The following is a 23,401-nucleotide window of genomic DNA, read 5'->3' on the forward strand; positions in this document are numbered from 1 at the left end:
GTCCTGGTTGTATAAGTTATACTCGTTCCTAGACTAATTTCGTTCCCCGTCCTAGTTTGGGAACCTTGAAATTTGGGCTGCTGCCTCTTATTGGAAATGCAACTTTCTCTCTTGGGCAGCAGCCTATTCTGTAAGCTTTACCTGGTGTCAGGTAAAGAGGGATTAGACAGTCTCTGCTTCGGTTAGCAATTCACCCAACTTTTCTTGGCGTTTGCGCTTGGCGAAAGCAGCAGTTGCCCCTACACTAGCAAGTGCTAGTAAGCCGACTACTGAACCAGGTTCGGGGACTTTTTCGACAACGACACCATCCACCCGAACAACCTCTCCTCGCCGTGGGCCGACACCGCGATTGGTAATATAAATCTTGCCATCAGGGCCAATATCAATTCCATCAGCCGAATCTAGCCCTTGACCTGCGGCAACAAGTGTTGTGCGAGTGCCGTCAGGAGCAACTTGGATGAGAGATCCAGGTAGATTTGTGATGTCACCCCCTAACTGGGAGGTATCGCTGAACTGTAAGACGAGCAAATCACCTTTTTCATCAAAGGTTAGGTCGGTGATGTGCGTAAAGCCATCGAGAAAAACTTCTGGTTTTTGATCTTCGCCAATGCGGAAGATCCGTGATTTACCTTCTGGATAAGGAAAACCCGTATATTCACCAACATATAAAGCTCCATCGGGGCCAATTGCGCCACCTGTAGGTACTGATTGAATTGCTATTTTTCCTCCTGGAAGCTCCTCTAATAGCCCAGGAGGTAATTGTAATCCTGGTGGCAAATCTGACTTACTAATAGTATTTTTAGGAATTGCGATCGCGTCGGACTTACTTCCGTCAAGCTTGATTTTATAAGCAGTGTTCCCGCCCCCATCAACCACATAAGCATTATCGCCACTAATAGCCAGGTCATAGGGATTGGTAACTACATCCCCTTTGTCTGGATTTTTGGTGATTTCATTCTTGGCAAAGTCAAAAATACTATTGAGAGATCCGGTGTTCAAGTCAACTTGGTATAGTTGTGCTAGAAGCGGCGTATTCAAAACTTTATCGGGTGTTGATGGCGGGAAAGTAGCAAGTTGTTGTGGTGGGATAGGGGATTTAGAACCAAGGTTAAGTGTTTCTAGATCGCGGTTTCCTGGATAACCAGCAAACCCAGTCAGCAGATAAGCATTTCCTTTAGAGTCGAATTGTATGTCTTGAATACCAGCACCTTGGTTGCCAGTGGGTTGCTCTGCTAGAGACTGAAAGTTATTAAGTAGACGTTGTTTTGTGCCGTTTGGTGAAACTTTGACTAGTGAACCACTATTACCAGCACAGATAGGCTGAAACAGGGTACTCGGAGATGGCTGGCAATTCCCGTTTCCTCCGATACCTGGCTCTGCTACGTAGAGGCTGCCGTCAGGGCCAAAGCTAGCCCCCCGTGCATTACTAACTCCATCGACAATAGTTGTTAATGTTGCAGCTTGTGCAGATAGTGTTCCACAAATAGCGGTAAAACAAAATGTAAGAGATGTAAGAGCAAATGACTTGAGTTTCATACCTTTGGAGATTAGAGTTAAATAATTTGTTTGTGGAAACTTTTATGGTTTTAAAGACAACGAATCCTAGTCTTTAAAAAACGCTGGGCAAATAATGCCTTTATTGAGTGGCAGTGATATTGGTTTGAAACTCTTTATTTGAGCGCCACGACTCTATTTATGGGAGGTTTGGTAGCTCTCTCTTTTTGTGCAACCAACCAACGCCCAAGGCAGCGATCGCTAATACACCTAAAGCAGAATCAGGTTCAGGAATAGACTTGCTATTTTCAATTCTGAGAACTTGTCCAAGTCCTGGGCGATCGCCTCGGTTGGTGACGTATACTGCACCATCAGCACCAATAGTCAGGGCGCTAGGCGACTCTAATCCATTGCCACTCAGAAGAGTTGTGCGTGTGCCATCGGGAGCTATTTTGATGACAGAACCATCAAAATCACCCTTCCAGGCTGACTGATTGGCGTATTGCAAAGCATATAAATTGCCCGCAGGGTCGAATTGCAAGTCTGTGAGTTGGGTAAAACCATCAGCGAAGACTGATGATTTCCCATCAGCACCGACTCGATAGATTTTTGCCCCGCCTTCTGGGAAAGGGAAACCAGTAAATTGGCTGATGTAATAAGCACCATCAGGCCCTTTTGCCACACCTGAAGGTACTGGTTGAGTTGCAAACTGCGATCGCACCACTTCCCCTTGAGATGGCACCTGTGCCGGTTCATTGGATGGGGTATCAGAAGGTGGAAAGACGGGATTAGTTAATATGTCTTCGGGAAAGGTAGTAATAGCTTGCAAATTACTAACGTCAGTATTGACGCTGAGTAAGTCGTTTGCACCCGCATCAGCTGCAACCAATTTATTGCCATCTATTACAAAACCCAAGGGATTGCTACCGACATCACCACCATCGGGATTATTGGCGAGTTCATAGTTAGCTAAATCAGCAACACTCGTCCAGGAATTGGTTTTAAAGTCGGGAGCAATGATTTTACCGAGGTCAGTGTTACCTAAATTGCGATCGCGAAAGGTTGGATTCGCCCCATACCCAATCAGAACATAAGGTTTACCTGTAGCATCAAATTGGATGTCACGAGGGCCACCGGCTCCACTACCATCTGGTAAGGCTATGGAAGAAAGTCCTGTAAGTATGCGTTCGGTTTTACCATTCTCGATTTTGGTAACTGCCCCACTTGTGCCATAGCATAAAGAGTCACCTTGACCGCTTGCTGGTGGGACGCAAGCGCCACTTCCCCCGATTCCCGCCTCTGTAACATAGAGATTACCATCAGGGCTAAAGCTTAGTCCTCCGGCATTATATAGCCCGTCGGCGATTACTGAAAATGATGCAGCTGAGGCAGCTTTCATTCCCGAAAAAGCGGCAACACAAAAGGTGAGGATAGTAATAGTAAGTGGCTTGAGTTTCATGTGTTGCAATACAGGTAATCTTGTGGAATTGAGGGAAACGCATAGGCGCTTCGCCTTCCCGTAGGGTAGGGACGCTAAGGCAAACGCAGAGGAACGCTGAGGTTTTAGTTAGTAACTAGTGATTCTTGATTTTTTGGCAGATAGCTCATTCCTCGGTCAAATGATTTGAGGTTGCCAGCTTTGGCTTCGAGCAAACGTTTAATGTTCATGCTCTCAGCGCCATAGTCTTCAATTTGAAGTTTGCCGTGGGTTACAGTTCCATCTGTTTTCCAGAATGTGATTCGATGTAGGATGAAACCAGAGGCTTCTGGATCGGCGAAAGCGTAAGCGGTTGGAATCAATAACGCTACAGAACGCTGATAATATTCGTAATCTGGATAATAGTGTTCCTGTTCAAGTAAGTAATATTTACTCAACGAATGAACTCGCACAGAAACTTTTACTTTTTGGTCATATTCATCTTTGAATTCACCTGATTCAGAAGTAATATCGCCATTTGGTCGCAGTAAATGTGCCCACTCATCTACATTTTTTAGGTCTTTTAGGTATTCAATACCAATTTCAACTGGGGCATCAACATAAATGGTGTCTGTATCAATAAAGTGGCTTCCTTTGGCTGCTGAGGTCAGACCAGCTTTGCGTTCCAAATTACCTTTTAGAGAACGACATTCAGAAGTGTGTACGGTGTGAATTCCCTGCATAATCATCTGAGTTTGCCGTTTGGGATCGACAAAGCTCAACCAGTGAAAATACACACCTTTTTCATCTGTTCCCGGCTCTATGTAGTCGGTGGGAAATAGCAAGACAGGGTAAACCTGAAAATATTTCTGATACTCTAATCCACAGTGCCACTCAATGCCGTAGAAAAGTGGATTTTCTAATTTTTTAACGTGATAGTAAAGATTTTTGTGATAACCAGACGCAGTTCCCAGCCAGGTATCTTCGTCAATTTGCTCTTTCATCCGGCTGTAAAGCGTCCATTCATCTAAATTCTTTAAACTACAAAGATAGTCAAAGGCGCTTTCTGGTGAAGTCGCAATATAAGCTGATGTAGCAAAGGTATTTTTTTCCACTTCTCACTCCTGAAGATAATAATAGTTAAGCTGCGATCGCTTTAGTTTTGGTTCGCTTACTATTGTTGATTCGGTCTTCTGCTAATCGTCTGGCAGCATCGTTAGTAGTAACTTCCTGCGCTTTAGCAATATCAAAAATTGCTAATAGGGTGTCATAAATGTTATGCACTTGCTTGAAAGCTTTTTCTTCGTCATAACCAATCATTTCGTTGTAAACATTGATTAGCCCTCCGGCATTAATTACATAATCAGGGCTGTAAAGAATCCCCTTTTTGGCAAGCATTTGACTATGCAAATGCTCATTATCTAATTGATTATTAGCTGCACCAGCAATAATTTTTGCTTGCAAAAAAGGAATTGTATGGCTATTAAGAATTCCTCCTAAAGCGCAAGGAGAAAATATATCTACATCAAGTGAGTAAATTTCGCTTGGTTCTACAACAGTTGCACCAAAAAGCCGTTTTACCTCTTCCGCTTTTACTGGATCTACATCACTAACAAAAAGCTGGACATCATGTTCGTGTAAATGCCGACAGAGATTCTTACCTACATTCCCTAATCCTTGAACTGCAACTTTCATGCCATCAAGTCTTTTACTCTGCCAACGTGATTCTACAGCGGCTTTCATTCCGAGAAAAACTCCTAGTGATGTTATCGGAGCAGGGCCACCGGACTTTTCTGATACGCCAACGACATATTTAGTTTCTTGACTAATTGTCCGCACATCGTTAGGAGTAATATTGACATCTTGCCCGGTAATAAAACGTCCATTTAAACTATCAACAAAACGTCCGTAAGCTCTCAGCAGCTCGTCTGTTTTATTTTCAGGATTAGCAATAATTACTGCTTTACCGCCACCAGCCGGAATGTTGGCACAGGCAGCTTTATATGTCATCCCACGACTGAGACGAAGCGCATCTTTTAAAGCAGCTTCTTCGTTGACATAAGGTAATAGCCTTGTCGCTCCCATTGCTGGGCCCAAGCTCGTATCATGGATAGCAATAATTGCCTTAATTTCAGGATTTTTACCATGACAAAATAGAACTTGTTCATGACCCATTTCTCTAACAGTTTCAAATAGCAGCATCTTGTCCTCTTGATATCGGTTGGAATTGTTTAGAGAAAGTAATGAACATTACAAAGTGTAAATATATAGACACAAAACTACTCTCGAACATTAAGATTAGATGGAGTAAAGAAAAAACTTAGAGTTTAAAAAAAGAAGTTTTAGATTCCAGCTTTTTGAGTGGAGTTTTTGACTAAAATAAAGCTTTTATCACTTCTAAACTCATCCTTTCTCTTTTACTGAATTAACTAATCCAAACTGCATTGTAAATTCCGCTTTATTGCAGTGTTTTAGTGTCTATAACAATTGAATGAAATTGCAAACTTTTAAAATCAAACCATTGGAAATGATACCTGCTTGGCTGGATTTTTCGCGGCACTTGATTTAACTCCTTGTGCTGCCAAACTCTTATTGCGTCCGCCAGAAGGTGCTGGGCGATCGGCATCAATCACTACATCAATGAGAAAAGGAACATTTGATGCGATCGCTTGTTCTAATGCGGCTTCAATATCCGACTCTCTGACGACGACGATCGCTTCTGCTCCCATCCCACGAGCAATCATGGCAAAATTTGTTGGTGGAAGTGTTGCATCCGCGCCTTTTAATCCCAAGGTTTTCATCCCTTGATGGCACATGTTGTAACGCGCATCGTTGAGTACAATCCAAATCGCCGGAATTTTGTATTTCACGGCTGTGCTGATTTCGTTATTCATCAGCATTGCTCCATCGCCGACAATCCCTACAGCCTTGCTTTTGCTGGCCAGCGCTGCACCCAATACTCCGGTAACGGCGTGACCCATTGCGCCAACTCCGGTACTGACTCGGTAACGATTGGCTTCGGCAAATTTGAGTAGATGCGTTGACCAAGTAAACGAGTTACCACACTCCGCCATGACTACGGCATCGGTTTCTTCAACAATTATTTTTTGAATTGCTGCCATCAATACTTCTGGCCGCACTGGATAATCTACCTCTGTAGCAGGTTCAATTGCTTTGTGTTCTGGACGAGGTAGCGACGTTGTGGAATCAGGAGCATCCGGCAATTGCTGCAACAACTCTTTCACAAAAGCTTTGATATCAGAGCGAACTCCAAAAGTTTCAACGTGGGGATAGGCTACACCTGGCACTTCTGGGTCAATATCAACATGGACAAAACCTCCTTTTGGAACTAGCGCCGAACTCCAGAAAGAAGTCGGTTCGCCAAGACGGGTTCCTAATACGAGGGTGCGTAGTGGAGGTTGCTGTTCCATATAAGTTAAAACGGAAGCATGACCCCCTAAACCTGTGACACCCACAAACTGGGGATGATCTTCAGGGAAAATACCTTTACCACGAGGCGAACACATAACGGCTGCTCCGGTTTTTTCAGCGAGTTCAAGGATTTCCTCTGCTGCATCACGCGCACCGAAACCAACCCAGATAGCAAAGGGGCCAGATGATAATAACTCTACAGATTTAGCGATCGCTTCTTTGGAAGCAGTCATCGGAAACGGAGTAATATCTAGCTGGGGTAAAGCTATATTCTCAACTAAACTTGTTTGCACAGCAGTTGGAATGCTCAAATGGGCCACAAATCCGCCTGGTTGCGCCATAGCTAAAGCCAATTTACGAAAAATCTGCGGTAATTGAGCCGCAGATTCAATCGTGATTGCATAGTTGAATAACGCTCCTGGGGTAAAAATCCCTCCACTTGGCAATGTATAAGTGCTGGTTTCTTGAATAGCCCAACGTCCACGCTGCGGTGCGGAGGTGCAAGCCGACAACAAAATCACCTTTGCACCTTCACCACGAGCCGCAAATAACCCGGTGAGGGCGTTGGTGATCCCCGGCCCTGCTGTGGTAAAAACTACAGTCGGGCGATTATTGGCAAAGTAAGCTTCGGTCGCTGCAAAGGCTGCTCCGGCTTCATGGCGGAAGTTCAACACCTCTATGCTGCTATTGGATAGCGCACCCCAAAGGCTGGCCATTGCACCACCAGCGACACCAAAAGCGTAGTTTACTCCCAAATTTTCCAACATTTGAGCGATCGCATCGGCAACTGAGAGTGTTGGAGCTATTTCATCGTTTAAAAAAGGCTGAATTCCCCCATTATTCTCCGATTCATCAAGCTGGCGGGAGTCAGACACAGATTCTACATATCTGTTTGCTGGAAGTTCTTTGTATGGCTCAGTGGTGATGAGAGGATTTGAACCAGTATAGTTTTGACTCATTGGTTTCACGTAATTTTAGAAAGTTACACAAAGGCTTTTTAGTTTACAATCACAGCGCTAGAAATATTTAATACAAACGACTCTGTTGTTTACTACAGCTATGACCTAGCTTGGACGATAGTAGAAATGGTTGATTGCTGCTGATTGATGCTTGTGAGCGCAGTACCAAAAAATTTTGACCAAAAGCATACAACAGTTGAGGCTGTGCTTCATACGGTCAGAATAAAGGAGATGAAGACTATGGTGCAATCAAAAATCTTTTGATGGGGGTGTCAAATTTTTCGCTTCTATGATGATGACTATAGTACTTAAGTAGATCGGCGGGAAAAAAGTAAGTTGTGTAAAAGTGTAGAAACTGGTAACTAACCCGAAGTTAAGCGTGTCTCATAATCTTTACAGAACTTAATATAGCTAGCTTTAATAGCACCGATCTGATTAATAAACGCTTGGTGAGTTTCTTGTCCGCTACAATAAAAAACTAATTTGCAATGAAAAATCTTTTGATGTATGTGTCAATTCTTTTGCTTTTTTCGTGATTGTGACATTTGCAACTCAGTCACCTGAAAGATTGATATTTTGCGATCGCAGAAGCGGCACATTACCAAATTTGCAATAGGAAATCTTTTGATTTAGTTGTCAATTCTTTTGCTTTATAACTTACACAACTTAATTATCCAAATTTAAGCATGAGGCGATTTAGCGGTCTTTATATTGCCACCAAAAACTCCTTGAGTCAATTATTTGTAACGATAAAGACATTATTTTTTAATTTTTTATATTTCATTTGACAGATGACAAAGCATTCAGGACATGAATATTTTTAAAAAAGTGTTTTTGATAATAGATAAATCAGCAGTATATACCTAATACACGGGTACAAACTTTATGTTTGACAAAAAATATACAATGCAGTGTGTAATTCCTACGTATAGCGTTAATACGAATGTACTTCTTACGACGGATGACCAAGCATATTCTTGTATAGTTAAATCCCTGAAAGAGTAAGTTAAGATAAATTAAGAAAATGAATTGATAAGTTGAAGTTTATTCATTTAAGCCAGGTTCAGCACTGCAAATTCATTTATGTTGAAAATCAAACGAATCTACACGAGTAGTCCGCCAAAGTCCTTGGTAAAGAAAATATTAAAGTATAAAAATTTTTATCCTTTAACCTTTCTCCGTGGAAACCCAGGAATTTTAGGTTGGTGAACTCTTGTAGAGACGTAGCAGTACTACGTCTCTACAAGAGTTATTGGTAACGCATATTTAATTTGTGGAGATATCTATGAATTAGTTTTGGTGCAGAGCGAGTTTAAATTTAAAATATCTTTTCTACTTATTAGATAAGAGTTCAAAATTCTTAATCTATAAGGTTGATTGGCTAATCTAGATTTGATTTGCCTAAATATTGTATTGCTATAAAAAGCTGTTTAAGCCAATAAAATTTTTAAAAAAAATTTAGTTATTTTAGGAATATTTAGTTTAATAATTTACATTTTTTTGGTATGATAATTTTTATTAAGTTAATTAGTAATATTTTATAATATCCTAACTAATTTTATTTTTTAACAGCCGAACAGTACACCAAAAATTTTAGTAAGTTATGACTATTAACTCATTAATGGGAATGGTGCTGATTGATTACCAGGAGGAAGTATGAATATGAATTCTGGCGAATATACACTAGCTAGATCGAACAATCAATGGGCACTACAACCAGAAATAGAGATGAAGTTTGCTCACTTTCTAATAAATCACGCTGTAGATGCTGCCTTCTGTTTAGGAGCAAACGCGCAGTTTCTTTACGTCAACGATGCCACTTGTCTGATGACTGAGTATTCCCGTGAGGAATTACTGTCTATGAGGCTGCATGATATAGATGTAGATTTTGCTCTGCACAATTGGTCAGATATTAGCTCGCAGGGTTCCCTTACCTTTAAATCTCGCTATCGAACAAAAAAAGGTCGGATATTTCTGGTAGAAATATCCATGAACTATGTAAAACACCAAGATATGGAATTTGGCTGTGCCTTTGCTCGTGAGAAAACTGATCAAATAGTAGAATTGAGCGTGCAAAAGTGGACTAATGAATTAAAAGATGCCAAAGACAATTTGCAACAAGAATTTTCTCAAGTCAAGGCAAAAGAAGTAGAACTAGAAACATCTCTTTCTTTACTTCGTTCTACTCTTGAGTCTACTGCCATTGGTATTGTTGCAGTTAACTTTGAGGGAGATATTCTGAGTTTGAATCAGAAATTTGTGGATATGTGGCAAATCCCAGAATCCCTAATACTATCTAAGAAATGTCCTCGATGCAAAGCATTTTTTGAGAACCAACTTAAAGATCCACAAGCCTTTAGTCGGCTGATTTGGGAAGTGTCTAGCCAATCTGATTTCGAGAGCTACGACATTCTAGAGTTAAAAGATGGAAGAGTTTTTGCGCACTATTCTAAACCTCAATTGCTTAAGGGTAAAATTATTGGGAGAGTGTGGAGTATTTGGGACATTACTGAATCGAAACAGACTGAAGAAGCATTACGACTGAACGCAACTAGATTTCGGACTTTAGCAGAAACGACAGATGCCAGCACTTTTCTGATTCAAGGTACGCGGCTTTGCTATGTAAATCCGGCAGTAGAGCAACTCACTGGCTATACAAAAGAGGAACTGCTAACGGGTTTCGATCTTCGCCGACTGATTAAGAGCAAAAAACGCAGGGAAATACGTAAGCAGGATGAAGCCACTGATTTTGAATACCAGGAGATGAATATTTTAACAAAAAACGGCACGGAGCGCTGGCTAGCTTGTGCAGTTGCCAAGCTTGATGGAGGGCTGGATTTTGGAGGAAAGCCAGTCGAACTGATTGCAGGTATCGATATTACTGATTACAAATATGCAGAATTAGGGCTTAACCAAGCTTTAGAACAAGCCAAACAACTTAGCGAACTTAGAGCGCGTTTTCTTTCTATGGTTTGCCATCAATTCCGAACTCCACTGAATATTGTCTCATTTTCTAATAGCTTACTTAAAGAAGAAGTAGACAAACGTACACAGAAAAAAATCCAACCATTACTCGATCATATTCAAAAAGCCACCGAACAACTGAGCTTGATGTTGGATGATATTTTATTCTTTTCTAAAGCAGAATCAGCAAAATTAAACTTCGAGCCAAAACCGCTTGAATTAGTTCAGTTTTGTGAGGATTTAGTTGCACAAATGCAGATGATTGTTAGCCAAAAAACAATTAACTTTGTCAGTCAAGATAACTCTTTAACAGCCTATATAGATAAAAAACTGTTAGAGCCGATTTTGAAGAATTTGCTTGATAACGCGATTAAGTATTCTCCCTCGAATCTGACAATTAACTTAGAACTATCTTGCCAAAATGAAAAATTAGTTTTCCAAGTCAAAGATAAGGGGATCGGTATTTCAGTAGTAGATCAACAACGAATATTTGAACCATTTTACCGTGGTAGTAATATCGATCATATACCTGGAACTGGACTAGGGCTATCGATTCTTAAAACCCTTGTAGATTTACATCATGGTCAAGTTTCTGTAGAAAGTGAAGTTGATGTCGGCACTACGTTTACTGTAATGCTGCCATTAATCAAATCAGAGTTGACCTGTTCCGAGTTATGAGTGTTGAAATGAAGATAGTTGTTAATTAAAAACTTAACAATCATAACTCTCGGAACGAGTCTATTTAGATACGTCACAAAAGAGTCTAGTAATTAGCTTCTGCAAAAGTTTATTGTAATAAAAAATGATGTCCGAATCGTCAAAGAAAATTCTCGTTATTGAAGATGATAACGTTACTCGCAATCTTTATTTAAAGGGTCTTGAGGCTAAAGGTTTTGATACAATAGGTGCTGACAACGGTCTTGCTGGCGTCCATCAAGCACAAAAGCGTATACCCGACTTGGTGATTTGCGATATCACGATGCCCGATATGGATGGTTATAACGTTTTAACTACGCTACGCCAAGATCCTCTGACAGCAATTATTCCTTTCATTTTTCTGACTGGCAGTAGTACCAGAGCAGATGTTCGCAAAGCTATGGAATTGGGAGCAGATGACTATCTTAGCAAACCCTCGACACTAGACGAATTGCTCAGAGCGATCGCTACTCGCTTAGAAAAGCAAGCTACTCTCCAATACTGGTGCAATATTCGATTCGAGAAAGCTGCAAAATCAGTATTTACAGATAATACTACAGCGATCGCTTCCGGTGTTGCCGTCGCCTTTGATCAAGAAGTCAACATTCCTCCTAAGTCAATCTTTCCCAACATTCCGCAATTAAAAGAAGTTTTCGACTTTATCGAAGCCCATTATCATGAAGGAATTACTTTATGTGATGTGGCTGTTGCTGTTGGTTACTCATCAGCTTACTTAACTAACCGCGTAAAGGAGACAAGTGGAGAGACTGTAAACTGCTGGATTGTCAAACGCCGGATGGCGGAAGCTTGTTTTTTACTCCAAAATAATAATCACACAGTCGAGAAGATAGCGAAAGCATTAGGCTATCAGGATGTGTCTCATTTCTCCCGCCAGTTTCGCCAACATCACGGTTTACCTCCCCAAGCTTGGCGCAAAGAGCATCAGCTTGTATCGCAAAAACAGGTGAAACTGTGGTGAAAGTAGATTTTATACAAATAGTTGTGTAAACTCATATATTAAATCCACCCTACCTTTACGTAACATGGCTGGATCTAATCTTTCAGTAGTATTACAAGTCATCAAGATAACTAACCGTTGCTGCATCTGAATACCAGAGTCATCAATTACACTCTGATACAAAGTGCCATCTAGCAAACTCAGAATGTGTTCGGTTTTGTTATTATATTGCGCTACCTCCGAAGCTCGATTTTGCGCTAGATTATCAGCTTCGTTAATAACGATACAAATGCGCTCTATGTAAGTAGGTGGGACAAAATTAGCGATCGCATCATGATCTAAAATAAAAATTACATACCCTAAAGGTACAAGAATTTCTTTTGCTACTGCTTGTGTCCAGACTGTTTTACCAGTACCTGGTTGCCCATGTACAACAACAGCTAACTGGTTTTGATTTAAAATCGCTTGCTGTACAGAATCAGTAAAGTTTTGGATATCTGCGGGAAATGTCCGAATGTTAAATTGACTATGAACTTTGCCTACACGACTTTGATATCCACTCAGCATCACTGCTAAGTCGTAAGTTGCTTTGTTAATTAGTGGCGCGAGATTTTTCGCCATTAAAGTATATTGTCGTCGGCCGCGATCGTAGGGATCGATTTGCAACCAAATGTCATATTTAGACCAGTAAGCGTAAACAGTATTAATAACGTCTAAGCGTTCCCAGCTCACAAATTTCTCTATAGGAAAGTAAAAATCTCTTTCTGAGTAATACTGAGTAATAATATCAGGATTACCCAATACACCTAAAACTCGCAGTACAGTAATTTCTTGCAGTCGATTCAGTACATAATCAATCGGAATGCTACTACGACTGACAAATTGCACAATAGGTGTTTCCGTACTCAAAACATCTTTGTAGCGATGATCTGGTGATTGAGGATCTGGCGTGATGTAATTCCAAAACTTTTCAACTTCGTAACGGGTATTATCAGATACAACACTTAATAAATTAGCCCACCAAGCATAATTATTTCGTCCTAAAAGATCGGCAATATTACTCGCCAAATTCAAACTTTTTTGACTTAATTCGCGGGAGTCACTGTACAACAGTTGCCACAAAAACCCCCAGTCTAATTCTCGATTAAACGGTCGCCAACCGCAAGCAAGTAAGCTTTGCCGAGTATTATTTGTAGGAGTGCCTTCATTGCTTCTAAAATAGTCAAAATCCATATTTATCGGTTATGCAGCGTTAATTAAGTTATTTTGTGTTAAGTAGAAAGTTTTGAAAATTTTTTCTCGTAATATCAACTAATTGCGTGTAAATGGTAATTTTATTTCCACTGTACTGGCGAAGAAGTCTTTTTAATTTAACTCATTACTATTGTAGTACACTGTATTACAAAATAACTACTTGTGTCAACTTTTTTGACAAACCAATCGGTAAGTGACTGTTTATTTTTAGCGATTGATGTACCTGCACTAGTTAGCCGTCTGTAGATGAAGACTTACAGCAGATTTCTAGTTGATGAAGTACACAAGCTAGTTTGAACGTACAAAGCTTGTTTTACTTCTGTTAGCGCAGCGTAGCTCATTCTGACTCCTGAATTCTGACTCCTGAATTCTGCTGTATATCATGTCCGTGGATATTTTTCAGAAGGTTTTATTTGCTGTTTACCTAGCCAGTCTCGAAAGCTGGAATGATAGAGACTGTAATGGGTTTCTGAGGCGATTTTTTGTTGCTGTAAGAACTCTAGCCAATTTTCTAACACTTCTTCAACTTCATACTCATCAGTATCAATGATTTGTGCGATCGCTGCGGTGGTCACTGAGCTTTGTTGAAGTGCAGTCTGCGCCAACGCTTCTACTGATATTGCTTTTTGCTGCTGTGTTAAGACATTTAACACATCTGTGCTATGTTCCGTGTCTTGTTCGGGTGGAAACATTTTGTGTAAATGCTGCTGATAATATACTTCTAAACCAGGCGGGAGTTGATTGTAGTGGAAAGGTTCCTGGTAGAAATTTTCTGCGTTAGCGTTCGCGGAGCGTCTCGTAGAGAAGCTTACCGAAGGTATCGCACTTATTACCTGACTGAGATACATAAAATTATTTTCGCTCAAAGTGGTGAGGCGATCGCAGAAATCTTCCTCATTAATCTGGTGATTACTCAACCAAGATTTAAGATTTGACCTCTCCCCCAACCCCTCCCCTACAAGGGGAGGGGAGTAATCTTGTCCCCCCCTTCCCTCGTAGGGAAGGGGGGTTAGGGGGGTTAGGTAATTTTGAATATATGCTTGAATATCCCGCCGATTTTCTTCTGGATAATCTGCCAAATCAAGACTTTGCGACGGCGTTTCAATTAATAAACCCGACTTCTCCCGCAAGAAAGGTCTACGAGTGAGGAGGAAATAGACCTTATCCGGGAGATAGCGGGGGAGATAAAACAGATTTGTACTAGGTGGTTGGCTATTGCGGTCAATGCAATTCAACCCATCAATGGCAATTATCAGTTTTTGATGAGGTTCTAACTCATCGCTGATTTGCTGGAGAAGACTAGAGAAAAACCAACTTCCCTCTGTGACGTTATCAGGGAGAAAAGTGTAATTAAGCGAGTATTGATTAATGAGTTGCGTGCAAATATTTATGAGGAATTCGTCAGCACGATTTTTACCCTCAAGTTCGGCATTGTAATAAATAACTTGAGGATTGTTTGTCACATATTTGGCGAGAATGGCACTTTTACCGCTACCGGGTGCGCCAATGATAGTGAAGTAACCGTGGCGATGGCGGTCGAGAAAGTTGTTAATAGCCGTGAAGACAAATTCACGACCGACAAAGTTTAGGCTTTTTTCTTGAATGATTTGCTCAAACTCCCTTGGATGTCCTCTGGAATTGATTGCAGTGGGTGGTTTGGGTGGTGAGTTCATAATTTTGGAGAATAATTAAAAGATAAGGCAACAGTGGAGGTAATTATAACTGTGCAGTTAGTAAGACGAAAATTCACAGTTGAGCAATATCACAAAATGGTTGAGTCGGGGATTCTCATAGAAGATGACCGAGTGGAATTGATTCGGGGAGAGATTATTGATATGTCGCCTATTGGGACAAAACATGCTGCTTGTGTAAATCGACTAGTTAATCTGTTGGTGCAGCTGTTGGGTAAAGGCGTTATACTTGCTGCTCAAAATCCGGTCGCGTTGAACAATAACTCAGAACCTCAGCCAGATGTCGCATTACTTAAACCCCGTGATGATTTCTACGCCACTGCACACCCCCAACCCCAGGATATTTTTTTATTAATTGAAGTATCTGATTCCACTGTGATGTATGACCGGGAAGAGAAAATTCCTTTATATGCAGAAGCAAACATAATTGAAGTTTGGTTAGTAGATATTAACGAGCAAATTGTGGAAGTTTATCAACAACCAACAGCCGCAAGATATCAGCTTATGCAAAAGTTCGCTAGCGGTCAAACTTTATCAATTAAAGCTTTTCCTAATGTAAACATTACCGTCAATGAAATCTTTGGCAGGTAAAATTACTTCTCCCCTCATTCCTCTCTCATCCCTTCAAAGCGCAAAAAATGCACCCTACCTGATTGTTCGCCTGCCACAATTGTCATGCCGTCTGGTGCAACTGCACAGCAAGAAATGGAACTTTCCCCTGTAAACGTGGCAATGATCTCCCCTGTTGCCAGATTCCAGACTTTGAGGGTGTTGTCATCGGAGGCAGAAATCACCTGTTGCCCATTGGGGGTGACGGCGACGGCATTTACAAAGGAACTATGACCATTGAGGGTGAATTGTTCCTTCCCTGTTGCCAGATTCCAGACTTTGAGGGTGTTGTCATCGGAGGCAGAAATCACCTGTTGCCCATTGGGAGTGACGGTGACGGCATTTACCGAAGAATAATGACCAGTGAGGGTGAATAATTCCTCTCCAGTCTCTAGATTCCAGACTTTGAGGGTGTTGTCATGGGATGCGGAAATCACCTGTTTGCCATTCGGAGTCATGCCCAGTACATTAATCCAGGAATGATGACCAGATAGAGTGTACTGTTCTTCAGCTGTCTCTAAATTCCAGACTTTAAGAGTCTTGTCAAATGAACCAGAAATTACCTGCTGACCATTTGGAGTAATAGCGACTGCTGTGATTGAAGAATGATGACCAGAAAGAGTGAATTGTTCCTTATCTGTTTCTAAATTCCAGACTTTGAGGGTGTTGTCATCGGAGGCAGAAATTATCTGCTGCCCGTTAGGAGTAACGGCGACTCCTAGCACCGAGGAATAATGACCAAAGAGAGTAAATTGTTCTTCAGCTGTATCCAAATTCCAGACTTTGAGAGTCTTGTCATCAGAGGCAGAAATCACCTGCTGGCCATTGGGGGTAATGGCGATTGCTAGTACTGGGGAATCATGACCCAAGAGGGTGAATTGTTCTTCAGCTGTATCCAAATTCCAGACTTTAAGAGTTTTGTCAAATGAACTAGAAATCACCTTCTGACCATTGGGAGTAATGGCAACTGCTAGTACTGGAGAAAAGTGACCAGAGAAGGCAAACTGTTGTTGAGTTGTTTTTAAATTCCAGACTTTGAGGGTCTTATCAAATGAACCAGAAATTACCTGCTGGCCATTGGGAGTAACGGCGACTGCTTCTACCGAGTTATTATGACCAGAGAGGGTGAATTCTTCTTCTCTAGTTTTTAAGCTCCAAATTTTGAGAGTTTTGTCAAATGAACCAGAAATTACCTGTTGACCATTGGGGGTAATAGCGAGTGTATTTACCGAGTCATTATGACCAAAGAAGGTGAATTCTTCTTCTCTAGTTTTTAAGTTCCAAACTTTGAGTGTGTTATCGGAGGAAGCGGAAATCATCTGCTGGCTATGAGGAGTCACTACGACTGCTAGTACCGAGTCGTTATGACCAGAAAAGGTAAATAGTTCTTCCCTTCTTTTTAGATTCCAAACTTTGAGGGTAAAGTCAGAAGAAGCGGAAATCACTTGCTGGCTATCAGGGGTAACGATGACTGCTAGTACCGAGTTTTTATGCCCAAAAAGGGTAGACTGTTCTTTTCCTGTTTCCAGACTCCAAACTTTGAGTGTGTTATCGGAGGAGGCGGAAATTGCCTGCTTGCCATTAGGGGTAACTGCGATTGCTCGTACCGAATCATTATGACCAGAAAAGGTATACTGTTCTTCTCCTGTTTCCAGATTCCAAACTTTAAGGGTAAAGTCAGAAGAAGCAGAAATCGCCTGCTTACCATTAGGGGTAACGGCAACTGCTAGTACCGAATCATTATGACCAGAAAGGGTGTACTGTTCTTCTCCTGTTTCTAGATTCCAAACTTTAAGGGTAAAGTCAGAAGAAGCAGAAATTACGTGCTTGCTATTAGGGATAACTGCAACTGCATTTACCCAAGAATTATGACCAATGAAAGTACGTAGTAAGCTTCCCCCTGGTGGTGTTAAGCTAATACTTAAGGGACACAGCCAAGGAATAGTTTCTCCCCGCTTTATTTTTGACAATAAAACCTGAATTTCTTCTGAAATTTTTTTATGTAGTAACCGTCCGTACAATTGACTTGCTAACTGTTGCTTATCTGTCACTAAAATATGAGATGATAGTCTCAATGCTCCTTGAATTAATTTCAGACTTTTGACTTTATCAGAGTTGTATTCTGGGTAATTTAATGTCTCTACACGATCAATCAAATCATAATCTTCAATTAGCTGCTGCACTCCAAACTCAGGATAGTTAATCTTTGCTATTAGAAAATCAAAATCAGTAAGGGTTTGGTAATACTTCTCCAAACTTCCCGACTTCACTAAGTTTGGCGCTAAACTACCCAAGTAAGCACGTTGGAAAGCGGCACTTTGTGTCGCTAACTTGTCAGCAAATTTTCCCATCTCACGCCATCTTCCTTACAAGGTAGTCGGCAATGCGTTGATTAACCTCTTGAAATAGCTTCCGTTTAGAATCTAAAACCCGTTTTGCTTTCAAAAAGTCTAAAAAACTACTGTGATAGATGCTGTAGCAGTTTTCTCCCCCTAGAACCTGCGACTTTAAATACTCAACCCATTCATCTAAAATTGATTGCACATCATATTCTTCCCGTTCGGCGATCGCCGCTATAATCTCACAGGGAATTGGTGTACCAATCTCCACTAAAATAAACAGAATAAATACTTTTTCTTCCTGGGGTTTTTCCTCCATTTCCATGCGCTGCCAATGGACTTGATAATAATTCTGAAGACCATCGGGTAATTGCTTTAAACTCAGGTCATCATAGTAACCATTAGCAATACCTGGCAACACATAGCGCAGGTACATAAAATTATTTTCACTCTTAGTTGCTACCTGCTCAACAAAATCATTATCAGAAATATTGCGGTCTTGAATCCATTGTCTAAGTGCCTTCTTATGATCTTCATCGACATTCAAAAATAACCCAATATACTTTTTGATATCTTCACGGCTCAAATTAACATAGTCATTTGCTCTTAAATCTAGCTCCTCTATCGGGACATCTGGTGCAGACAAGCGTTTTTTATCTATAGTATACGGTCGTCTAGTCAGCAGAAAATAGACACGTTCCGGTAGCGCCGTTGGTAAATCTAAAAGATTTCCCCCAGCTTCTTGCTCCACTTCATCCAAAGCATCAACTACAATTACCAGACGTTCACTAACAGGAATTTTCTTACTAACTTGTTCTAGTAAATCAGCTAAATTAGCCTTATCGACATTCTGCAACTGGTAACGCTTACTTAATTGCTTGCGAATACTTTCAAGAAATAGCTCTGCTCGATTGCTACTAGTTTGGCGAATATTAAAATAGCATGGTGATTTATTATCCCAGACGTATTTTGCAGCAATGGTACTCTTCCCCATCCCCGCATCACCCACTACTGTAAAATAACCACTGCGATTTTTATTGCAAAATTGTTTAAATGCGTCAAAAACAAACTGACGACCACAAAACGAGCGAATTTTTTCTCTAATTAACGACTTAAATTCTGTTGGATACTCATCAAAATTCCATTCAGGGAAAGACTCAAACTCTTTCGATTTAGTTTTTTTGGCAACCTTAATAAATATTTCCCCGAACTCCTCCAACTCTAATCGCAGTTCAATTCTCATCAATCGGATATCATATTCTGAATCCGTTCCCTGCAAAAACTTTTCTACTTCCTTGTAGAAACCCAAAGGATTATTTGAAGTATAAGCACTCCAAAAAGCATTTTTAATTTCTCTTTCTCGAAAAAGATTCAGCAGTACTTCGGGCTTATCCACACCATACTCAATTAAAGAATAAACATAAACACCATCAACATCTTTAGGTGGTTGTACTGGGTCAAAATTGAATTGTTTTAAAGTTCTAACTACAGTTTCATTGCGTTGAGCTTGATTAATAACTAGAGAAGCCGCAGGTTTAGCAATACTTTTAAGTGCATTAACTACAGGGTCAATATTCATCTTCGCTAGCAGTAGAGATAATTTTTACACCTGCAACTTATCCTAACGACTGATGCCAAAATTAAGCAAATACACACATATAATAGCGATACCTTTAATGAGCTGCGCTAACCCACCCTCTCAAACTCCTCCTTTGCGCCCTCTGCGCCTCTGCGGTTCGATTCTCACACTCATTGCCAAAGCGCGTAAGCATAACCCTTCGTAGACATTACCAGCTATTTCGAGTTCCAAAGCTCAACTTTGACCTTCCGAGGCTCAACGTTGACCTTCCGAGGCTCGACCTTGACCTTCTGAGGCTCGACTTTGACCTTCTGAGGCTCGACGTTGACCTTTCGAGGCTCGACTTTGACCTTCTGAGGCTCAATTTTGACCTTCTGAGGCTCGACGTTGACCTTCTGAGGTTCAACTGCAATAAGCTGCTCTACATTTAAATTGCATAATTACGGCGCTCATGTTGCCCACCCCACAAGAGTTATATAAATTTTAGATATGCAAACTAGATGTGGTTTAGCTTATTAATCTTGGAACTGCATAAATGCTTGGACACTAAAGATAGCTATCTATGGTATAGAAATGTATAGAATCTTGTAAAGATATAAAATATAGTTTTGAAATGCACACATTTCTTGCTTCTTCCTCAATGCAGCTGTCTGTACCACCAAATCACTTTCAACCCATGAAGATTGTCGCACTGGGGGACAGCTTAATTTATGGATTTGGCGACCCGGAAAAAGGAGGCTGGATTGAGCAACTACGGCGATGGTGGATGTTGCCGGATAGTGCCGGTCATATTCTTTATAATTTAGGGGTAAGAGGCGATCGCACGCAACAAGTAGCCCAAAGACTAGAAGTTGAGTTCCGCCACCGGGGTGAACTGCGAAATCGTGTCCCCGACTTGATTATTTTATCAGTAGGCGTGAATGACTCAGCGCGGTTGGCGCGTCCCGATGGTCGAAGTTACACAGATTTTACATTGTTTGAAAAGGAAATTGCGTCTCTGCTAGATTTAGCACAGCAACTCTGTCCTGTGTTATTCGTGGGCATGGTGCCAGTGGATGAAGCCAAGATGCCATTTTTAGATTGTTTTTACTACAATCATGCCGACCAGTACCGCTACAAAGAAGCAACGCGAATTGCTTGCAGCAAACGGCAGATTCCCTATTTGGATATTTTTGAGCAATGGATGGAACGCGGTGAAAGTTGGCGCCTCAAACGCTTGAGTGAAGATGGACTCCATCCCAATACACTAGGTTATCAAGCTTTGTTAGAAGATGTAATCAATTGGGATGCCATACCTTCAATGGACTTTGCCAATGCAGCTTACCATTCTAAATTTGATTATCACCTTAAACCATCCTAATAATTAATAGACTTATTGCAGAAGTCGGGAAAAGGGGAAGGGGGAAGGGGTAAAGGTTTTGTATTTTCTCTTCCCCTTTAACCTTTACCCTTTTCCCACGAGAGTGCAAAAAGTACAAATGCCAAGAGGTCTAATATAGAAGATGTGTTGGTGCTTTGGAGGTAGCCGATATTCTCGTATTTGCCATCCTCGCAAAAAGCACCACAATCTTCCTAATTTTTTAATGAAGTGAGTCAAAATCTATCTATAAAAACTCTAATTTATCTATATTATTCATAACTCCTAACTCCTAACTCTTAACTCAGCACTCCTATGACACCAACTTTATTTGGTCGCTGGCAAACTCGATTATTATTACTGGCAACTGTCGGCATACTCGTATCTTTGCCTTTTGCAATAGGTTGGATTGGCCCTGGTGCTAACTCGGTTTATTTTTGGATACTTGCTTATGTCGCCATTTTTGGCTTAGGTTGGGATGTACTTTATGACTATCTCCAAAAATCCCGTTGGGATAGAGATTGGCCCGCAGCCTATCAACTCTTAGCTGGTATATGGGAATTAATATTTATATTTTGTGGAGTTAAGCTAATTGGCTTCTTGCCAATACCTTTACCGAAAGAAGAACTTTCGCCAGGAACTTTTTTATTGCACTATAGCATCGTGTGGCTAGCGGTTTTTATTAGTTCCCAAAGCCTGATGCGAATTATCTTCCCTCGTTGGCGTTTCCGGGGCGGGGAGTGGTTGTAAAATTTCAAATTATCGAAACTAATTTAATCAAAAATTCTAGCAATTTTCAGGTAATTGAGCCGTAGCTTAGGGACGTACATTTGTGCGTCTCTACAATCGATTGTGCCTCAAATAGATAAAAAAGGCTATAAATCGCAAATTAACAAATCATAAAAAATCATATATGGCGGTTTTAGTTTGGATGCAATATGTTGTATTGACGTACAGTTGCGTTTTTAAGAACAAGATGACTTGAGAAACCAAAGCAACGTATAGCCTGTTGTATCTCATAAAATTACAAACAGCTATTTTTTATGTTTACAAAATTGGCATTTGTGCTGATGTAGTAGTCATATATAAGTAAAACAGGACAAACTTTAGGGTCTAGGGAGATTCTTCAATGCAGAGACATAAATTAAGGAAGTGCAATGTCAAATTTTGATCTGGTTATTCAGCTATTTCTGCAACTCACAGTTATTTTAACCACTTGTCGCATTGTCACGATTTTAGGACGCCGCTATCTTGGTCAAACCGATGTTGTTTGCGAAATGATCGCAGGTGTAATGCTAGGGCCATCACTTTTAGGATTGATTGCACCAGATTTTCAGCAATGGCTATTTCCTAAGCTTCCTATCATCACTGCTGTTGGACTCAAGATACCCAATCCATCGATGTCGATTTTATATGCTATTAGCCAGATTGGGTTAGTAATTTATATGTTTTTGATTGGTTTAGAGTTCAATACCAAACTCTTAAAACATCATATCAAAAGTGCAAGTTTGCTATCTGCGGCTGGGATTATCACTCCTTTTATTTTAGGAGCGATCGCATCTTTTTGGTTTTATCGCAATGGCGATTTCTTTCAACCAAAAGTTATGCCTTGGTCAGCCGCTTTGTATCTGGGTGCGTCGATGACAATTACGGCTTTTCCGATGTTAGCTCGTATTCTTTACGAACGCGGTCTTACACAAACTCGCTTCGGTACTTTGGCTTTAGGTGCAGCATCGGTAGATGATGCAGTTGCTTGGTGTTTGTTGGCAATCGTGCTTGCTAGCGTGAAAAATTCTCTGAGCATAGCTATATTAGCAATTGGTGGTGGCATTTGCTATGTGCTATTTGCGATTTTTCTCGGACAACCTTTACTGAAAGCGTTCACACGCATGACAAAACGCGAAGGTGTGAACAGACAAACCCTGACTTTAATGTTGATAATTTTGATGTTTTGTGCGTGGTTTACCGATGTTACAGGTATCTATGCAATATTCGGTGCTTTTGTCTTGGGAGCAGTGACACCACGCGGAGAATTCGCCCAACAAATTCGCCAATATACGGAATTTTTAACTACTTCTTTTTTGTTACCGATCTTTTTTGTTTTCTCTGGATTAAACACTCAAATTGGATTGGTAAACACACCTACTTTATGGGGAGTGACGCTATTAATTATTGCGATCGCAATTCTCGGTAAAGGTGTTGCTTGTATGTTGGCTGCAAAATTGGCGGGGGAAAATTGGCGCGAATCTGCAACAATCGGCGCTCTGATGAATGCTCGTGGTTTGATGGAGTTAATCATCCTCAATATTGGTCTGGAACAAGGTATAATTACCCCAACTTTATTCACGATAATGGTTATTATGGCGGTCATTACTACTCTTATGGCATCACCACTGATTGCCTTTTTATTGCACGGTACAAGCTATGAGAAATCTTCTACTTAAGCAAAATTAAATATTAGATTAATTAAGTATCTAGTACAATATCTCAGCTAGTTTTGAGGGTTTTTAGTAAGCGCTTTAGTGCTGAGAAAATTAAGGACTCAAGTCCTTACTACTAACTTCCTTACCCATAACGGCTGCAACTGCATCGTAACAATAATTAATATAACAAGGAAGCACAAATTATTCTTTGTTGTATCTAACAAGCTTG

The 23,401-nt window shown here is 40.7% G+C and carries 16 protein-coding genes; 7 read left to right on the forward strand and 9 right to left on the reverse strand.

All coding sequences use genetic code 11. The features are described from left to right. Window positions 1–162 precede the first annotated feature (162 nt). The 5 genes from AC1F2U_RS12905 to scyA all read right to left on the reverse strand — a co-directional run bounded on the left by AC1F2U_RS12905 (window position 163) and on the right by scyA (window position 7,302). Window positions 163–1,536, reverse strand: coding sequence for a ScyD/ScyE family protein (locus AC1F2U_RS12905; RefSeq protein ID WP_480261469.1), 1,374 nt, complete (start codon window positions 1,534–1,536; stop codon window positions 163–165). A 157-nt stretch (window positions 1,537–1,693) separates the two neighbouring features. Beyond that, window positions 1,694–2,953: a ScyD/ScyE family protein gene (locus tag AC1F2U_RS12910; RefSeq protein WP_480261471.1), complete on the reverse strand. Its 1,260-nt coding sequence runs from the start codon at window positions 2,951–2,953 to the stop codon at window positions 1,694–1,696. Window positions 2,954–3,057: 104 nt separating this feature from the next. Next, window positions 3,058–4,026 (reverse strand): scytonemin biosynthesis cyclase/decarboxylase ScyC, encoded by a 969-nt coding sequence (scyC, locus tag AC1F2U_RS12915; protein ID WP_480261472.1) that lies wholly within the window; start codon window positions 4,024–4,026, stop codon window positions 3,058–3,060. Between the two features lie 25 nt (window positions 4,027–4,051). Further along, window positions 4,052–5,113, reverse strand: a complete 1,062-nt coding sequence (gene scyB / locus AC1F2U_RS12920; RefSeq protein WP_480261473.1) for a tryptophan dehydrogenase ScyB — start codon at window positions 5,111–5,113, stop codon at window positions 4,052–4,054. A 311-nt stretch (window positions 5,114–5,424) separates the two neighbouring features. Then, the gene (gene scyA / locus AC1F2U_RS12925; protein ID WP_480261474.1) at window positions 5,425–7,302 is read right to left on the reverse strand and encodes a scytonemin biosynthesis protein ScyA; all 1,878 of its coding nucleotides are present in this window, start codon (window positions 7,300–7,302) and stop codon (window positions 5,425–5,427) included. Between the two features lie 1,662 nt (window positions 7,303–8,964). Between scyA and AC1F2U_RS12930 the strand changes: the two genes are divergently transcribed. Both AC1F2U_RS12930 and AC1F2U_RS12935 read left to right on the forward strand, forming a co-directional pair. Further along, a complete protein-coding gene (locus AC1F2U_RS12930) occupies window positions 8,965–10,944 on the forward strand; it encodes a scytonemin biosynthesis sensor histidine kinase (RefSeq protein WP_480261505.1) in 1,980 nt (659 codons plus the stop codon). Window positions 10,945–11,068: 124 nt separating this feature from the next. Further along, window positions 11,069–11,941, forward strand: a complete 873-nt coding sequence (locus AC1F2U_RS12935) for a response regulator (RefSeq protein ID WP_480261475.1) — start codon at window positions 11,069–11,071, stop codon at window positions 11,939–11,941. Between the two features lie 9 nt (window positions 11,942–11,950). Here AC1F2U_RS12935 and AC1F2U_RS12940 read toward each other — a convergent pair whose 3' ends face one another. Beyond that, complete coding sequence (locus AC1F2U_RS12940) at window positions 11,951–13,153, reverse strand: AAA family ATPase (protein ID WP_480261477.1); 1,203 nt, start codon at window positions 13,151–13,153, stop codon at window positions 11,951–11,953. Between the two features lie 401 nt (window positions 13,154–13,554). Further along, the gene (locus AC1F2U_RS12945; protein WP_480261478.1) at window positions 13,555–14,847 is read right to left on the reverse strand and encodes a TniB family NTP-binding protein; all 1,293 of its coding nucleotides are present in this window, start codon (window positions 14,845–14,847) and stop codon (window positions 13,555–13,557) included. Window positions 14,848–14,892: 45 nt separating this feature from the next. On the opposite strand from AC1F2U_RS12945, the gene AC1F2U_RS12950 reads away from it, so the two are divergent. Continuing rightward, window positions 14,893–15,456 (forward strand): Uma2 family endonuclease, encoded by a 564-nt coding sequence (locus AC1F2U_RS12950; protein WP_480261506.1) that lies wholly within the window; start codon window positions 14,893–14,895, stop codon window positions 15,454–15,456. Window positions 15,457–15,470: 14 nt separating this feature from the next. Here AC1F2U_RS12950 and AC1F2U_RS12955 read toward each other — a convergent pair whose 3' ends face one another. Together AC1F2U_RS12955 and AC1F2U_RS12960 are read right to left on the reverse strand one after the other, a co-directional pair. Further along, window positions 15,471–17,825 (reverse strand): WD40 repeat domain-containing protein, encoded by a 2,355-nt coding sequence (locus tag AC1F2U_RS12955; RefSeq protein WP_480261480.1) that lies wholly within the window; start codon window positions 17,823–17,825, stop codon window positions 15,471–15,473. Window position 17,826: 1 nt separating this feature from the next. Next, window positions 17,827–19,392, reverse strand: a complete 1,566-nt coding sequence (locus tag AC1F2U_RS12960) for a P-loop domain-containing protein (RefSeq protein ID WP_480261481.1) — start codon at window positions 19,390–19,392, stop codon at window positions 17,827–17,829. A gap of 173 nt (window positions 19,393–19,565) precedes the next feature. Between AC1F2U_RS12960 and AC1F2U_RS12965 the strand changes: the two genes are divergently transcribed. The 4 genes from AC1F2U_RS12965 (at window position 19,566) to AC1F2U_RS12980 (ending at window position 23,193) form a co-directional block, all read left to right on the forward strand. Further along, window positions 19,566–19,823 (forward strand): hypothetical protein, encoded by a 258-nt coding sequence (locus tag AC1F2U_RS12965; protein WP_480261482.1) that lies wholly within the window; start codon window positions 19,566–19,568, stop codon window positions 19,821–19,823. Between the two features lie 182 nt (window positions 19,824–20,005). Next, complete coding sequence (locus AC1F2U_RS12970) at window positions 20,006–20,752, forward strand: GDSL-type esterase/lipase family protein (RefSeq protein ID WP_480261483.1); 747 nt, start codon at window positions 20,006–20,008, stop codon at window positions 20,750–20,752. A gap of 312 nt (window positions 20,753–21,064) precedes the next feature. Further along, on the forward strand, window positions 21,065–21,499 hold the full coding sequence (locus AC1F2U_RS12975) for a hypothetical protein (protein WP_480261484.1): 435 nt from the start codon (window positions 21,065–21,067) through the stop codon (window positions 21,497–21,499). Window positions 21,500–21,906: 407 nt separating this feature from the next. After that, complete coding sequence (locus AC1F2U_RS12980) at window positions 21,907–23,193, forward strand: cation:proton antiporter (RefSeq protein WP_480261485.1); 1,287 nt, start codon at window positions 21,907–21,909, stop codon at window positions 23,191–23,193. Window positions 23,194–23,401: the final 208 nt, after the last annotated feature.

The organism is Nostoc sp. LEGE 12454 (genome assembly GCF_056620565.1).

Bases quoted from the DNA above. Each gene is read 5' to 3' on its own strand.
- AC1F2U_RS12980 (WP_480261485.1), top strand. From the start codon at position 21,907: ATGTCAAATTTTGATCTGGTTATTCAGCTATTTCTGCAACTCACAGTT.
- AC1F2U_RS12910 (WP_480261471.1), bottom strand. From the start codon at position 2,953: ATGAAACTCAAGCCACTTACTATTACTATCCTCACCTTTTGTGTTGCC.
- scyB (WP_480261473.1), bottom strand. From the start codon at position 5,113: ATGCTGCTATTTGAAACTGTTAGAGAAATGGGTCATGAACAAGTTCTA.
- AC1F2U_RS12935 (WP_480261475.1), top strand. From the start codon at position 11,069: ATGATGTCCGAATCGTCAAAGAAAATTCTCGTTATTGAAGATGATAAC.
- AC1F2U_RS12905 (WP_480261469.1), bottom strand. From the start codon at position 1,536: ATGAAACTCAAGTCATTTGCTCTTACATCTCTTACATTTTGTTTTACC.
- scyA (WP_480261474.1), bottom strand. From the start codon at position 7,302: ATGAGTCAAAACTATACTGGTTCAAATCCTCTCATCACCACTGAGCCA.
- AC1F2U_RS12960 (WP_480261481.1), bottom strand. From the start codon at position 19,392: ATGAATATTGACCCTGTAGTTAATGCACTTAAAAGTATTGCTAAACCT.
- AC1F2U_RS12945 (WP_480261478.1), bottom strand. From the start codon at position 14,847: ATGAACTCACCACCCAAACCACCCACTGCAATCAATTCCAGAGGACAT.
- AC1F2U_RS12955 (WP_480261480.1), bottom strand. From the start codon at position 17,825: ATGGGAAAATTTGCTGACAAGTTAGCGACACAAAGTGCCGCTTTCCAA.
- AC1F2U_RS12930 (WP_480261505.1), top strand. From the start codon at position 8,965: ATGAATTCTGGCGAATATACACTAGCTAGATCGAACAATCAATGGGCA.
- AC1F2U_RS12970 (WP_480261483.1), top strand. From the start codon at position 20,006: ATGCACACATTTCTTGCTTCTTCCTCAATGCAGCTGTCTGTACCACCA.
- AC1F2U_RS12940 (WP_480261477.1), bottom strand. From the start codon at position 13,153: ATGGATTTTGACTATTTTAGAAGCAATGAAGGCACTCCTACAAATAAT.
- AC1F2U_RS12975 (WP_480261484.1), top strand. From the start codon at position 21,065: ATGACACCAACTTTATTTGGTCGCTGGCAAACTCGATTATTATTACTG.